The organism is Pseudomonas vranovensis DSM 16006 (assembly GCF_000425805.1).
Classification (GTDB): domain Bacteria; phylum Pseudomonadota; class Gammaproteobacteria; order Pseudomonadales; family Pseudomonadaceae; genus Aquipseudomonas; species Aquipseudomonas vranovensis.
In genome coordinates this window covers 179807-192994 of sequence record NZ_KE384458.1, presented here as the reverse complement: position 1 = coordinate 192994, position 13188 = coordinate 179807, and the positions used below count along the sequence as shown (strand labels likewise).

Below are 13188 nucleotides of genomic sequence, written 5' to 3'. Positions count from 1 at the left end.
CAGACCCGGGAATCAGGCCGAATACACAGGGAACAACTTGCACAGCTCGGCGACTTGCCGGGCGACCTGGGCCTCGACGTCGGCATCGCCGAGGTGGTCGAGAATGTCGCAGATCCATGTCGCCAGGGCGCGGCACTCCGGCACCTGGAAGCCACGGGTCGTCACCGCTGGGGTACCGATGCGCAGGCCCGACGTCACGAACGGCGACTGTGGGTCGTTGGGGACGGCGTTCTTGTTGACGGTGATGTGCGCACGGCCAAGCGCGGCATCGGCATCCTTGCCGGTAATGCCCTGGCGGATCAGGCTGACCAGGAACAAGTGGTTGTCGGTCCCCCCGGAGACCACGTCATAGCCACGCTGACGGAAAATTTCCGCCATGGCCTGGGCGTTGTTGATGACCTGAAACTGGTATTCCTTGAAGCCGGGATCCAGTGCCTCCTTGAAGCAAACGGCCTTGGCGGCGATCACATGCATCAGCGGCCCACCCTGGCCCCCCGGGAACACCGCTGAGTTGAGCTTCTTCTCCAGTTCAGGGTCGGCCTTGGCCAAAATCAGGCCACCTCGCGGCCCGCGCAGGGTCTTGTGGGTGGTGGTGGTGACGACATCGGCGTAGGGCAGTGGATTGGGGTACAAGCCCGCCGCGACCAGGCCGGCAACGTGGGCCATGTCGACGAACAGGTAGGCACCGACCTTGTCGGCAATCTGGCGAAAGCGTGGAAAATCCAGGGTCTTTGAATAGGCGGAGAAGCCCGCCACGATCATCTTCGGCTTATGCTCGACGGCCAGGCGTTCAACCTCGTCGTAATCGATCAGGCCGTTGGCATCGATACCGTATTGCACCGCGTTGTACAGCTTGCCGGAGGCGCTGACCTTGGCCCCGTGAGTGAGATGCCCGCCATGGGCCAGGCTCATGCCCAGCAGGGTGTCGCCGGCCTGCAGCAAGGCCAGATAGACCGCCGCGTTGGCCTGGGACCCTGAATGGGGCTGGACGTTGGCATAGCCTGCGCCGAACAGCGCCTTGGCACGATCAATGGCCAGCTGTTCAACCACATCGACGTGCTCGCAGCCGCCATAGTAGCGCTTGCCCGGGTAACCTTCGGCGTACTTGTTGGTCAGCTCGGTGCCCTGGGCCTGCATCACTGGCGGGCTGGTGTAGTTTTCCGAAGCGATCAGCTCGATATGGTCCTCCTGGCGTTGTGCCTCGCGGCGGATGGCGCTGGACAGCTCAGGGTCGAAATCGGAGAGGGACAGGCTTTTATGAAACATGTTTTCAGTTCCTTCTTGTTCGGAGGTCAGACAAGGCCCGGACCGCGTCCGGGCCTGTGCGATCAAGCGTCTTGATACATCGACATCGGTGGGCAGGCGCACGCCAGGTTGCGGTCGCCGTAGACGTTGTCCACGCGCCCCACGGGGGGCCAGTACTTGCCCTCGCGCAACGCTGCCTGCGGGTACACCGCCAGCTCCCGGCCATAACGGTGAGGCCATTCGCCGACCAGCTCGCTGGCGGTATGCGGGGCGTTTTTCAGCGGATTGTCGAGCCTGTCCAGGGTGCCGTTTTCCACCGCGCGAATTTCCTCGCGAATGCAGATCATGGCGTCGCAGAAGCGGTCCAGTTCCTCCTTCGACTCGCTCTCGGTCGGCTCGACCATCAAGGTGCCGGCCACCGGGAAAGACATGGTCGGGGCATGGAAGCCAAAATCGATCAGGCGCTTGGCCACGTCCTCGACGCTGATGCCGCTGCTCTCCTTGAGCGGGCGCAGGTCGAGAATGCATTCGTGGGCAACCAGGCCGTTCTCGCCGGTGTAGAGCACCGGGTAGTGCTCCTCCAGGCGCCGGGCGATGTAGTTGGCGCTCAGGATTGCCAGCTGCGACGCGCGCTTGAGCCCTTCCCCGCCCATCATGCGGATGTACATCCAGGTGATCGGCAGGATGCTGGCGCTGCCGTACGGTGCGGCACTGACCGCGCCGTGCTGGCTCTCCATATGCGCGTGCCCCGGCAGGAACGGCGCCAGGTGCGCCTTGACGCCGATCGGGCCAACGCCTGGGCCGCCACCACCGTGGGGAATGCAGAAGGTCTTGTGCAGGTTCAGGTGTGACACGTCGCCCCCAAACTTGCCCGGTGCGCAGAGACCGACCATGGCGTTCATGTTGGCGCCGTCCAGGTACACCTGGCCGCCCTGTTCATGAATGATGTCGCAGATGCGGGTGATACCGTCTTCAAATACGCCGTGGGTCGAGGGATAGGTAATCATCAAGGCCGCCAGCCGAGTGCAGTGCTGCTCGGCCTTGCTTTGCAGGTCTGCCACATCGACGTTGCCGCGCTCATCGCAGTTGACCACCACCACGCGCATGCCCGCCATCTGCGCCGTGGCCGGGTTGGTGCCATGAGCCGATGATGGAATCAGGCAGACATCACGCTGTGCCTCGCCACGACTGGCATGGTAGGCGCGGATCGCCAGGAGGCCCGCGTACTCGCCTTGAGAACCGGCATTGGGCTGCAGGGACATGGCGTCATAACCGGTGGCCGCGCAGAGCATGGCCTCCAGTTCATCGGTCAGTTGGCGATAACCCAGCGACTGCTCGGCCGGGGCGAACGGGTGCAAGGCGCCAAATTCGGGCCAGGTGATCGGGATCATTTCACTGGCGGCGTTGAGCTTCATGGTGCATGAGCCCAGGGCGATCATGCTGCGGTCCAGGGCCAGGTCCTTGTCGGCCAGGCGGCGCAGGTAACGCATCAACTCGGTTTCCGAATGGTAGCGGTTGAACACCTGGTGCTGGAGGAACGGCGTGTCGCGCAGCAGGTGCAATGGCAGGCAATCCCCCGTGTCGGCAGCCAAGTCGGTAAAGTCCGGAAGTGCCAGGCCGGGCATGCTGAAGGCTTGCCACAAGGCCTCGACGGCGCCCTGCTCGCAGGTTTCATCCAGCGACAGGCCAACCCGTTGCGTATCGATCAGCCGCAGGTTCAGCCGTGCGGCATGGGTGGCTGAGAGTACTTCGGCCACAGGGCGTGCGGTGGTCACGCTGACGGTATCGAAGAAGTGCTGCTGTTCGACCCGGTGCCCGAGTTGCTGCAACCCCCGCACCAGAATCGCCGTCAGCCGATGTACACGCCGGGCGATCTGCACCAGGCCTTGCGGGCCGTGATAGACCGCGTACATGCTGGCGATGTTGGCCAGCAGCACCTGCGCGGTGCAGATGTTGCTGGTGGCCTTCTCACGGCGAATGTGTTGCTCGCGGGTTTGCATGGCCAGGCGCAAGGCCGGCTTGCCGAAGCGGTCGATGGACACCCCGACCAGGCGCCCGGGCATGTCACGCTTGAAGCTGTCACGCGTGGCGAAGAACGCCGCGTGCGGGCCGCCAAAGCCAAGCGGAACGCCAAAACGCTGGGCACTGCCCACGACCACGTCGGCACCGAACTCACCCGGTGGCGTCAGCAGGGTCAAGGCCAGCAGGTCAGCGGCCACCGCCACCAACGCGCCGCTTGCATGGGCGCGCTGCACCAACGCACGATGGTCGTCGATAGCCCCGGTACTGGCCGGATACTGCAGCAATAGGCCGAAATAGCCGTCCAGGTGCTGGTTCGCCAGTGTCGAGGCATCGCCAATGACCACCTCGATGCCCAGTGGCTCGGCACGGGTGCGCAGCACATCGAGCGTTTGCGGATGACACTGATGCGAGACGAAAAATGCCGGGGCCTTGCTCTTCGCCAGTCGCTTGCAGAAGGTCATGGCTTCGGCCGCTGCGGTGGCTTCATCAAGCAATGAGGCGTTGGCAATTTCCATACCGGTCAGGTCGCTGATCAGCGTCTGGAAGTTCAACAGCGCCTCCAGTCGGCCCTGGGAAATCTCCGGCTGGTACGGTGTGTACGCGGTGTACCAGGCCGGGTTCTCCAACAGGTTGCGCAGAATCGGCGTTGGTGTGTGGCAAGGGTAATAGCCCTGGCCGATGTGATTGCGAAACAGCAGGTTCTTCGCCGCGATGGCCTTGAGTGAAGCCAGCGCCTCGGCCTCGCCCTGCCCTTTGCACAGCTCGAGCACGCTGCTGCCCTTGATGCTGTCCGGGATCACGCTGTCGATCAGGCCGTCGAGAGTGTCATGGCCGGTCAGCGCCAGCATCGCGTCGATGTCGTCCTCGCGCGGACCGATGTGACGGGCGATGAACTCGTTTTCCGTATTCAGCGGGATGGATACATGCGTCATGTCGGCCCCCTGGCTCAGACGTTGTCGGCCAGGAAACGGTCGTAGCCATCCTGGTCCATCAAGGTGTCGAGGTCGGCAAGGCTGTCCAACTGGATACGGAAGAACCAGCCGTCCTGCATGGGTGAGGCATTGACCAGTTCGGGATCATCGGCCAGGGCCTGGTTGACCGCCACCACGGTACCGGCCAGGGGCATGCTGATGTTGCTGGCGGCCTTCACCGATTCCAGCACCGCGACCTCATTGCCCTCCCCGTACTCGCCCAGGTCCGGCAACTGTACAAACACCACATCACCCAAGGCTTCCTGCGCGTAGGTGGTGATGCCAACGGTCAGTTCGCCATTCAATTCCAGGCGTAGCCATTCATGTTCGGGAGTAAAACGCAGCGTGCTCATGGATCTTCCTCTCTTGTTATCAGGGGCGCCCTGGTGCAGGACTGATTGATAGAAGAGCAAGGGCGATGCCAACTTTATATTTGTCTTATTTTTCAGTGTGTTGCACCTAATCTGCAGGCAATCTGAAACCGTGGTGCTGGAGCGAAACCATTCCGCTTGATGAACCCGGCAGCCAGCCCACACGGGGTGGGCCAATGAAGCCGCGGCGTACGCCCGACTGGAGCACAATCACTCCAGTGGAGCGTATCCAATCCAGGTCGGGCATCAGACCCGGCTGGCGATGCCGTACTTGCGCAAGCGCTGGCCGATGGCCGTGTGGGACGTCTGCAGCCGCACCGCCAGCAACCGGGTCGAGGGATAGGCCGCGTACATCGTCTCCAGCAGCGACTTCTCGAAGTCCTGCACGGCCGCTTCCAGGCTGGTGACTTGCGGGGCATCGGGCTGCAGGTTGTTCAGGGCTGTACCTGCCAGTTCCAGATCATCGCAGTCGATCACCTCCCCCTCACTGATGGCGGCTGCACGGAAAATCACGTTCTGCAACTGACGCACGTTGCCCGCCCAGCGATTGCCCAGCAGCAGTGGATGGGTAGCCAGTGCCAGTCGGCACGGCGAACGCTGTATCTGTGTGCAGGCCTGACGCAGGAAATGCTCGGCCAGCATGAGTATGTCCCGTCCGCGCTCACGCAACGGCGGCACCATCACATTGAGCACGTTGAGGCGGTAATAGAGGTCTTCCCGAAAGGTGCCTTCGACCACCATGCTTTCCAGGTGCCGGTGCGTTGCGCAGACCACCCGTACATTCACCCGCACCTCGCCGCCGCCACCGACCCGGCGAAAGCTGCCGTCACTGAGAAATCGCAGCAACTTGGCCTGCAGGTAGGGAGACATCTCACCGACTTCATCCAGGAACACAGTGCCGCCGTCGGCCAGTTCCAACAGGCCCGGCTTACCGCCACGCTGGGCGCCGGTGAAAGCGCCGGCGGCGTAGCCAAACAACTCGCTCTCGGCCAGGCTCTCCGGCAAGGCCGCGCAGTTCAAAGCCAGGAAGGACGCATCGCGACGCGCGCTCAATGCATGGCAGGCACGCGCCACCAGTTCTTTGCCCGTCCCGGTTTCGCCCTGGATCAACAACGGTGCCTCCAGACTCGCCACTTTGTGCAGGCGCGCCTTGAGTTCCTTGAGCGGTGCCGAGTCGCCCAGCAGCGCCTGCACCCCTTCGGCATGATCGTGCAACAGCGAAGCCAGGCGCTCACCAATGCGGCTTGGCGGATACAGCGTCAGCAGGCCACCCACCAAGGCATCCGCCCCGCCACTGATGGGCGTGGCTTCGAGCAACAGCGCCTGGCCCTGCAAACTCACCTCGCACATGGGCAGGCGAAAGCCCTTGGTAATCAGGGTCTGCGCCAGGTCGGGCTCGGCGAATAGCCTGGACAGCGGCTCTCCAGCCGGCTCGCGGCCCACCAGGCTGACCAGCGTGGGATTGGCCAACAGCACGTGGCCACAAGGGTCCACCGCCAGTACCGGATCACTCATCGCGGCCAACAAAGCGTCCAACTGCAGGTGCCGACGCTGACCGGGGAGAAAGTCTACGAGCTCCACTGCCTGGACTCCGATCACCCGCAGCAAGGCGTCGTTAAGCTCGTCCAGCACAACCTGTGACAACGCGGGTGCATCGATATAGACGTTGGGCGGAATCATCTCCACCGCGTCCAGGTTGAGGTTCCGCGCGCCTAGCAATGCCAGGATCTCCTGGGTGATGCCAACGCGGTCAATGAAAGTGACGTGGATGCGCATGACGACTCCCTCGTGGTGCAAAGACGACGGGGGGACAGCCCGCTTGTGCTGTCCCCCCGAGTGAATTCCTGGATACAGTGATCAATCCGCGTCGTAGGACAACTGCACGCCCTCCGTCTTTTTCTGGCGGATCGACCGGTAGGCCAGGCCGAGGATCACGAACCACACTGGCACGAACACCAATGCTTTGCGGGTGTCGTCTTCCAGCGCCAGCAAGACCAGCATGGCAACGAAGAACACCAGGCAGGCCCAGCTCATGAAGATGCCACCCGGCATCCGGTACTTCGAGGCGCGGTGCAGGTGGTCACGCTGTTTGCGGTACGCCAGGTAAGACAACAGGATCATCGACCAGACACACATGAACAGGATCGCCGACACCGTGGTGATCAGAGTGAAGGCATCGAGCATGTTCGGCACCAGGTAGATCACCAGCGCCCCGACCGACAGGCAGACACAGGAAAAAATCAGGCCATTGGAGGGCACGGCGCGGCTGGACAATGCCTTGAACTTGCCGGGCGCATCACCATCCACCGCCAGGCCGTAGAGCATGCGGCTGGTGGAAAAGACGCCACTGTTTGCCGAAGAGGCGGCAGAGGTAAGCACCACGAAGTTGATGATCCCGGCAGCCGCCGGCAGCCCAGCCAGCACGAACAACTCGACGAAGGGGCTCTTGTTGGCAACGACATCACGCCACGGCGTAACCGCCATGATTGCGATCAGCGCAAATACATAGAAAACGATGATGCGTAGCGGAATCGAGTTGATCGCCCGGGGCAGATTGCGCTCGGGGTTTTTGGTTTCTGCCGCCGTGGTCCCTACCAGTTCGATCCCGGCAAAGGCAAAGATCGCGATCTGGAAACCGGCGAAGAAGCCCATGGCGCCATGGGGAAACATGCCCCCGTCATTCCACAGGTTGGCCAGCGACGCGACGTTGCCAGTCGGCGACTGATAGGCCGCGACCACCATGTAAAGGCCGGTGCAGACCAAGGCACAGATGGCCACGATCTTGATCATGGCAAACCAGAATTCCAGTTCACCGAACATCTTCACCGTCAGCAGGTTGAGCGAAAGCAACAGGCCAACACAACTCAGTGCCGGCAACCATTGCGGGATATCCGGGAACCAGAACTGTGAATAGGCAGAGATCGCGATTACATCGGCAATACCGGTCACTATCCAGCAGAACCAATAGGTCCAGCCGGTGAAAAATCCTGCCCAGGGTCCGAGGAGATCAGCGGAGAAGTCGATGAACGACTTGTAGTTGAGATTGGACAACAGCAACTCGCCCATTGCCCGCATGACAAAGAACAACATGAAGCCGATGACCATGTAGACAAAGATGATCGAGGGCCCAGCCAGGCTGATGGTCTTGCCAGAGCCCATGAACAGGCCGGTACCGATGGCACCGCCGATGGCGATCAGTTGGATATGCCGGTTGGAGAGATTTCGTTGGAGTGCGTGCGCTTCGCTGTCAGGCGGACCCGGTAGTGTTTTTTTCATTAGGCTTTACCTTGCTAGTTTAATTGTTTTTATAACGTCACAAGTTCAAACACCTCAGTCCGTGCGGCTGAGTCCTCATGAAAGAGCAAGGTCTATGCCAAGCGAAAATGCGTGGTTTTATTCGGGGTTGCAGTGATCGGGTGTAATGAAGTCACTCCATGAAAAGTGGATATTCAGGCATCCCAGCGGAGCTGAAGCGTCATAAACCCTGCGCTCGGGGTCACTGTAGCGGTTTCGTTCCAATGGAACGCATTCAGTCCGCCTTGGTTGGGCAGGTGTTGGCTGAGCACGACCGCTGCGCGGCCGATCGCAGGCTATCGCCAGCGACTACGGGGCTTGTAGCCGCTGGCGATAGCGATCAGGCGCGCACCTTGCGCTTGGGCGCACGACTGCGCTGCTCTTTCTCCCACCCTTCGACCAGGCCTACCTGAACATTGGCCGCCGCCAGGGGCTCGCGCCCGCGCACCAGGTCTGCGGCACGTTCGGCGAGCATGATCGTCGGTGCATTGAGGTTGCCATTCGGCTCGCTGGGGAACACCGAAGAATCGATCACCCGCAGCCCCTGCAGGCCACGTACGCGCAGTGAGGAATCGACTACGGCCATGTCATCCTCGCCCATGCGGCAGGAGCCGCAGGGGTGCATGGTGCTTTCCATGTTGGCACGCACGAACGCGTCGATCTGTTCATCGGTCTGTACCTGCGGCCCCGGCGCCAGCTCCTCGCCGCGGAACCGGTCCATGGCCGGCTGGGCGATGATTTCCCGCGTCAGGCGCACGCAGCGGCGGAAGCCCTCGCGATCCTCTTCACTTTCCAGGTAGTTGAAGCGGATTTCCGGGTGCTGATAAGGGTCCGCCGACAGCGCCCGTACATGGCCACGGCTCTTGGGCTTGTTGGGCCCGGTCAGCACCATGAATCCATGCCCCTTGAATGGTTTGTCACCGTCGTAGCGCATGGCTGCCGGCAGGAAGTGAAACTGGATGTCCGGCCAACGCAGCCCCTTGGACGAGCGAATGAACCCACCCGCCTCGAAGTGGTTGCTGGCACCCAGGCCGTCTTTGAACAGCAGCCAGCGCAGACCGATCAGCGCCTTGCCCAGCAGGTTCATCTTGCCGTTGAGCGTCACCGGCTCCTTGCAAGCGTACTGGATGTAGATTTCCGAATGGTCCTGAAGGTTCTCGCCAACCCCGGGCAGGTGGTGGCGTACCTCGATTCCGGCTTTTTCAAGCACCGCTTGCGGACCGATGCCAGAGCGCTGCAACAGATGCGGCGAACCGATCGGCCCGGACGATACCAGCACCTCGCGGTTGCAATAGACCTTGTGGGTCACGCCACCTTCGTCGTACTCCACGCCCACCGCACGCTTGCCGTCGAGGAGAATGCGCCGGGTCATCGCATGGGTGACAACGGTCAGGTTGGGGCGGGACATGGCCGGGCGCAGGTAGGCGTTGGCGGTGGACCAGCGCACACCGTCCTTCACCGTCATATGCATGGCCCCAAAGCCTTCCTGCATGTAGCCATTGCAATCGTCGGTCTTGATATAGCCCGCCTCGGCACCGGCTTCCACCCAGGCGCCGTACAACGGGTTCTGCATGTTGTTGCCGTTGTTGGTGGCCAGCGGCCCCGCGCCGCCGCGATAGTCATCACCACCGAACTTGTAGGTCTCGGCACGCTTGAAATAGGGCAGGCAATTGCGATAGCCCCAGTTTTTCGCGCCCAGGCTCTCCCATTCGTCGAAATCACAGGCGTGGCCACGGATGTAGACCAGGCCGTTGATCGAGGAGGATCCACCGAGCACCTTGCCTCGTGGGCAGTGCAGGCGCCGACCGTCCAGGTGCTGTTCGGCGACGGTCTCGTAGCGCCAGTTGTACTTCTTGGTATTCATCGGTAATGAAAAGGCGCTGGGCATCTGGATCAGCACACTGCGGTCGCTGCCGCCAAATTCCAGGACCAGCACCGAAGTACCGGCGTCCTCGGTCAGGCGGTTGGCCAGAACGCAGCCGGCAGAGCCTGCACCGATGATGATGTAGTCATAATGCTTGTTCATGGTTTTAGTCCTTTGCGCCGAAGCCTGGGGCCTCGATGTTGCGTTCATTGCCCTTGGGATAACCGCCCCAGCCCAGTCGCGTTGCCAGCAGCCGGGTCAGGCCGTAGTGAACCAGCCCCGCCAGCAGGCAGGACGGCAGCGATGCCGTAGCGAAGGTGAAGAAGTTGGTGTAGGCCAGCGTCTGCGGGTTGAACACCACCACGTAGATTGCGAATCCCGCCACCAGCGCCAGCAATGCGATAGGGTTGAACCCCCCGCAGAAACGCACGGGTGATGCGCCTTGCGCGGCATAGACATGGCGCAGGTTCACGCGCTGGTGACGCAGGAAGAAGTAATCGGCAATGCCGATCCCCGCCAGCGCACTGTTCAGCGCAGAGGTCCATACCAGAAAGATGAAGAAGCCGTCGTAGATGCCCGGAAAGCACAGCACGATGATGACCGGAATCACGCAGAACAACCCGATCAGTGCCCCCCAGCGCACGCTGCGCAAGCGCTCCCCTGCCAGTTGTCGCAGGCCGATGACCGCCGTGTAGAGGATATTGACCATACCGGTCAAGTTGGCCAGCGCCAGGAAGCCCAGCGCCACCACGCCGAACCCCACGCCACCGGCCAGGCGCATCCAGGTGGTAGGGTCGCTGCTGCCCAGGGTGGAGGCGGCGAACAGGCTGACGGTTTCGCCCAGTGCAGCGGCGCCGAAGATGCCCACCAGGTTGGGCCAGAACGCAGTACGCTGGTTACTGCACAACCGCGACAGGTTGCCGATGTACGGCCACCAGGAGAACCCGGCTGCGATATTGATTTCCACGGCGATCATGAAGTTGATGCGCTGATCGGCAAAGGGCGGCTGCAATGGCGGCATGGCCAGCAGTTCGGCGAAGCTGAAGCGTTGGGAAATGAAGTACATCAGCGCCAGCATGATCAGGATCAGGCTGGGCGCGATCACTGCGCTCAACCGACGGATCATGTCCGGCCCGCGCATGGCGACCAGCGCCGCAAGGACGATGGCCAGCAAGGCGCCCGCCGTCACCAGCCAGCCGTCGCCGTCAGGCTGGTTGTGCTGCACCAGGGTCTCCAGGTTATCCAGTGCCCGCCCGCACATCAGCCCCAGCACCGCCAGCCAGCCCATGGTCAGCACGACCACAGCCAGTATGTAGACCAGGCGGCTGCCGTTGAGGCCGAACATGCTGCGCAAGTAAGTGAACTGCTCGACACCGTACTTGCCGCACGGCAGGCAGGTGGAAGACGCTGCGAGAATCACGCCGATGATGTTACCGATGACGATCGCACTGATGCCCTGCAAAGGCCCGACAAACAGCGCTGTCGCACCGCCGATCAAAAACACCCAGGTGGCCACAGCCAACGCCGAGTTGGCATAGGCGAAGCCCCAGAAGCCCCACACCCGCTCATTGGGCAGCAACGGCGTATCGCCACGCTCGGCACCGAGGCGAAATTCCTGCTCTCTGGACGGGTTCATGGATGGCCTCCCACAAAGTAGGCACCGGCAACCATCACCAGCGTCAGCAGTGCCAGTGCGACGAAATCGCCGGCACTCAGCGCCCCGGGCCAGTCGGCCCTCCTCTCCAGTTCTTCATAGGCGCGTATGCGCCTGTCCAGGTCTTGCGCACGCTCTACATCCACTTGGCTGTTCATGGGCATCACCTCGATAGGTTCTTGTTCTTGAAATACGATGCATGTGAAAAGCCCGCGCCGCCCGCCAACCATCAGCGGCGCAGGCTTGCCCTGTTCCTCAGGGCAAGGTGATCCAGACCGCCTTGGTCTCCAGCAAGAACTCCAGTTGTTCGGCGCCCATATCCTTGCCATAGCCCGATTGTTTGTAGCCACCGAACGGCATGGAGGGGTCAAGTGTGCTGTGGGCATTGACGTATACGGTTCCGGCACGCAATTGCGGAATCAATCCGTGGACCCTGCCCAGGTCATTGGAGTAAATCGCCGCTGCCAGGCCGAACGCGGAATCGTTGGCCAGGGCCAGGGCCTGTTCCTGACTGTCGAAAGGCATGGTCACCAGCACCGGCCCGAAAATCTCTTCGCGCACGATACGCATGGCGTTGTTGCAGTCAGCAAAGATCGTCGGCTGCACGAAGAAACCAGGGCCCTCGAGCGGTTCACCACCGTAATACAGCTGCGCCCCTTCGGCCTTGCCCAAGGCGATGTAATCCAGCACCCGCTGCTGTTGCTGACGCGACACCATGGGGCTGATGAAGCAGTCCGGGTCCAGGCCCGGGGCAATCTTCAAGGTAGCCGTGTACCTGGCCAGCGCTTCGAGGAACGCCGGATAGATACTGCGCTCGACATAAGCGCGGGTCCCCGCATCGCACACCTGCCCCGAGTTGAAGAATACGCCGTTGGCGACCGCCTCGGCCGCCGCCTCGATATCGGCATCGGCGAAGACGATCACCGGCGACTTGCCACCGAGCTCGAGTGTCAGACGCTTCATCTGATCCATCGCCGCCTTGCCCACCGAGCACCCCACCGGCGTGGAGCCAGTGAAGCTCAGCTTGTCGATGCCCGGATGGCTGGACATCGCCGTGCCCACCACACTGCCGCGCCCGGTAACGATGTTCAGCACGCCATCGGGAATCCCTGCCGCCTGGACCAGCTCGGCGAAGCGCAAGGCGGACAACGAGGTCAACTCAGCCGGTTTGACCACCACCGTGCAGCCGGTCGCCAGGGCCGCACCGAGCTTCCAGGCCATGGTCTGCAACGGGAAGTTCCAGGGCACGATGGCCCCTACCACGCCCACCGCTTCTTTGCGGGTGTAGGCCAGGTAGTTGCCTGGCAGCGAGGGTTCGACGGTACGGCCGTGAATCTTGCTGGCCCAGCCGGCAAAGTAGCGCAGCGTATCGACCGTGCCCTGGATATCCACGGCACGCGCCTGGACGACCGACTTGCCCATGTCGATGGATTCGATCTGTGCAAGTTCCTCGGCATTGGCGTCGATCAGATCAGCCAGTCGATGAATCAGACGTTCACGCTCCAACGGCTTGAGCTGGCTCCAGGGGCCGCCGTCGAACTGCGCGCGGGCGGCACGCACCGCACGGTCGAGGTCTTCGCCGGTGCCCATCGGGATTCGCGCCAGCACACCCTCGGTGGAAGGCTCGATGACCTCGGCACTGGCGCCGTCACTCGCCTCGAGCCAGGCACCGTCGATGAACATGCGCTGGGGCTTGGAGAGAAATCGTTGGGTCGCCTCGGAAACGCCGAAGGCCTGCAGGTAGGCTTTTACCTTGTTGTCCACGGG

9 protein-coding genes are annotated in these 13188 nt (G+C 62.2%); all 9 read right to left on the bottom strand.

Annotated elements, in window-relative coordinates; all coding sequences use genetic code 11:
• Positions 1-12: 12 nt before the first annotated feature.
• The 9 genes from glyA to H621_RS0125755 all read right to left on the bottom strand — a co-directional run bounded on the left by glyA (position 13) and on the right by H621_RS0125755 (position 13185).
• Positions 13-1266, bottom strand: coding sequence for a serine hydroxymethyltransferase (gene glyA, locus H621_RS0125795; RefSeq protein WP_028946151.1), 1254 nt, complete (start codon positions 1264-1266; stop codon positions 13-15).
• A 62-nt stretch (positions 1267-1328) separates the two neighbouring features.
• The gene (gcvP, locus tag H621_RS0125790; protein ID WP_028946150.1) at positions 1329-4199 is read right to left on the bottom strand and encodes an aminomethyl-transferring glycine dehydrogenase; all 2871 of its coding nucleotides are present in this window, start codon (positions 4197-4199) and stop codon (positions 1329-1331) included.
• A 14-nt stretch (positions 4200-4213) separates the two neighbouring features.
• Positions 4214-4591 (bottom strand): glycine cleavage system protein GcvH, encoded by a 378-nt coding sequence (gene gcvH / locus H621_RS0125785; protein ID WP_028946149.1) that lies wholly within the window; start codon positions 4589-4591, stop codon positions 4214-4216.
• 264 nt (positions 4592-4855) lie between these two features.
• A complete protein-coding gene (locus tag H621_RS0125780; RefSeq protein WP_028946148.1) occupies positions 4856-6385 on the bottom strand; it encodes a sigma-54-dependent transcriptional regulator in 1530 nt (509 codons plus the stop codon).
• A gap of 81 nt (positions 6386-6466) precedes the next feature.
• Positions 6467-7885, bottom strand: a complete 1419-nt coding sequence (gene cycA, locus H621_RS0125775; RefSeq protein WP_028946147.1) for a D-serine/D-alanine/glycine transporter — start codon at positions 7883-7885, stop codon at positions 6467-6469.
• Positions 7886-8243: 358 nt separating this feature from the next.
• Positions 8244-9929: a choline dehydrogenase gene (gene betA, locus H621_RS0125770; protein ID WP_028946146.1), complete on the bottom strand. Its 1686-nt coding sequence runs from the start codon at positions 9927-9929 to the stop codon at positions 8244-8246.
• Between the two features lie 4 nt (positions 9930-9933).
• The gene (locus tag H621_RS0125765) at positions 9934-11403 is read right to left on the bottom strand and encodes a cytosine permease (RefSeq protein WP_028946145.1); all 1470 of its coding nucleotides are present in this window, start codon (positions 11401-11403) and stop codon (positions 9934-9936) included.
• Positions 11400-11579, bottom strand: a complete 180-nt coding sequence (locus H621_RS0125760) for a hypothetical protein (protein WP_028946144.1) — start codon at positions 11577-11579, stop codon at positions 11400-11402. The genes H621_RS0125765 and H621_RS0125760 overlap by 4 nt, the downstream gene beginning before the upstream one ends.
• Positions 11580-11676: 97 nt before the next feature.
• Positions 11677-13185 (bottom strand): aldehyde dehydrogenase family protein, encoded by a 1509-nt coding sequence (locus tag H621_RS0125755; protein WP_028946143.1) that lies wholly within the window; start codon positions 13183-13185, stop codon positions 11677-11679.
• Positions 13186-13188 lie beyond the last annotated feature (3 nt).